Origin of the sequence: Amycolatopsis sp. SID8362, from assembly GCF_010550475.1 — a bacterium.
GTDB classification, from domain to species: Bacteria; Actinomycetota; Actinomycetes; order Mycobacteriales; family Pseudonocardiaceae; genus Amycolatopsis; species Amycolatopsis eburnea.
Genome location: NZ_JAAGNB010001688.1, coordinates 1 through 1,408, shown reverse-complemented (window position 1 = coordinate 1,408; position 1,408 = coordinate 1). Strand labels below are relative to the sequence as shown.

3 protein-coding genes are annotated in these 1,408 nt (G+C 72.5%); 1 reads left to right on the top strand and 2 read right to left on the bottom strand.

The annotated features are described in order from the left end of the window. Positions 1-514 (top strand): GNAT family N-acetyltransferase (locus G3I65_RS51925; protein WP_160703432.1); only part of this gene is annotated, 514 nt, incomplete at its 5' end. On the opposite strand, the gene def is transcribed toward G3I65_RS51925, so the two are convergent. Both def and G3I65_RS51915 read right to left on the bottom strand, forming a co-directional pair. After that, positions 511-1,011, bottom strand: coding sequence for a peptide deformylase (gene def / locus G3I65_RS51920; protein WP_160703430.1), 501 nt, complete (start codon positions 1,009-1,011; stop codon positions 511-513). The two genes, G3I65_RS51925 and def, sit on opposite strands and share 4 nt — an antisense overlap. 37 nt (positions 1,012-1,048) lie before the next feature. Further along, the coding region (locus tag G3I65_RS51915; RefSeq protein WP_160703428.1) for a hypothetical protein at positions 1,049-1,408 on the bottom strand (360 nt) is incomplete at its 5' end.

The following is a 1,408-nucleotide window of genomic DNA, read 5'->3' as shown; positions in this document are numbered from 1 at the left end:
GCTCGCCGCGGCGGCCCGGAACGCGGCCGGCCCGGTCGTGCTCGACCGCCCCGACGGCGCCGCGATCGTCCTGCGCAAAGGCGTCCCCGGCGACGCCGACGCGGTCGCCGACCTGCACCGCCGTTGTTCGATGGCGACACTCTTCCGGCGCTACCACTCGGGCGTGCGGACGGTCCCGCGCCGCTGGCTGCACCGGTTGCTCGTGCCCCCGCGCGGAACCAGCGTGCTGGCGGTCTTCGGCCGCGAGGTGATCGGCCTGGCGCAGCTCATCCCGAACGCTTCGGGCACAGCCGAGATCTCCCTGCTGGTGGAGGACGACTGGCAGCGGCAGGGCATCGGCACGGCCCTGCTGGCCCGGCTCGCCGTCCTCGCGGAAGCCCAGGGGATCACGGAGCTGACGGCGGACTCCCTCACCGGCGACGACGTCCTGCCCCGCACGGCGGCCCGGGCCGGCCTGCGGACGGAACGCGCCGTCGAGGACGGCGCCAAGCTCCGGCTGTTCCTGCCCGCCTAACGCTTCCAGAACCAGTCTTTTTCCCGCGCTTCGCGCAGGGCGGACTTCTTGCGCTCGGCGGTGAGCCGGTCGAGGTAGAGGACGCCGTCGAGGTGATCGGTCTCGTGCTGGAGGCACTGGGCCAGCACGTCTTCGCCTTCGACCTCGATGGGCTCGTTGTGGACGTCGACGCCCCGGACCTTCGCGTGCTTGGCGCGCCGGGTGGGGAACCACAGCTCCGGCACGGACAGGCAGCCCTCGCTGATTTCGTGCGTCTCTTCGGACAGCTCGACGATCTCGGGGTTGATGACGTACCCGGTCAGCCCGGCGACGTCGTAGCTGAACACCCGCAGCCCGACGCCGATCTGCGGGGCGGCGAGCCCCGCCCGCCCGGCGGGCTTGACCGAGTCGACCAGGTCCCGCACGAGCGCCGCGAGCTTCTCGTCGAACACGGTGACCGGGTCGCAGACGGACTTGAGGATCGGGTCGCCGAAATAGCGCAGTTCGCGCATCGCCATGAGCAGAACATCCTTCGTGCGGTGTCGGACTGGCAGCTTAGGCCCGGAGGCGCAGACCCGAGGGCGTGGCCCGGAAACCCGCTTCCCGCAGCACTTCCGCCAGCTCCGACGTCAGCGCCTGCTCGCCGTCCGCGCGCTGGACGGCCAGCTGACCCAGCCAGCCCTCGCGCACCGCGGCCGACAGCGCTTGGGCCGCGTCCGACAAGGGCTGGCGTTCCTCCGTGAAACTGAGCAGTGACCGGCCTCCTCGCTCGACGTACAGGGCCGGGACCCCGTCCACCAGTACCGCCAGCGCCCCGGCTTTGCGCGCCGGACGGTGTTTCGTGTCGCCCGTGGCCGCCGGCCAGGGGAGGGCGGCGCCGTACGGCTGGGCCGGGTCCGCCGCGGCCAGGACCAC

What these genes read in the sequence shown, in the direction of transcription:
- def (WP_160703430.1), bottom strand. Translation starts at nt 1,011, where the DNA reads ATGGCGATGCGCGAACTGCGCTATTTCGGCGACCCGATCCTCAAGTCC.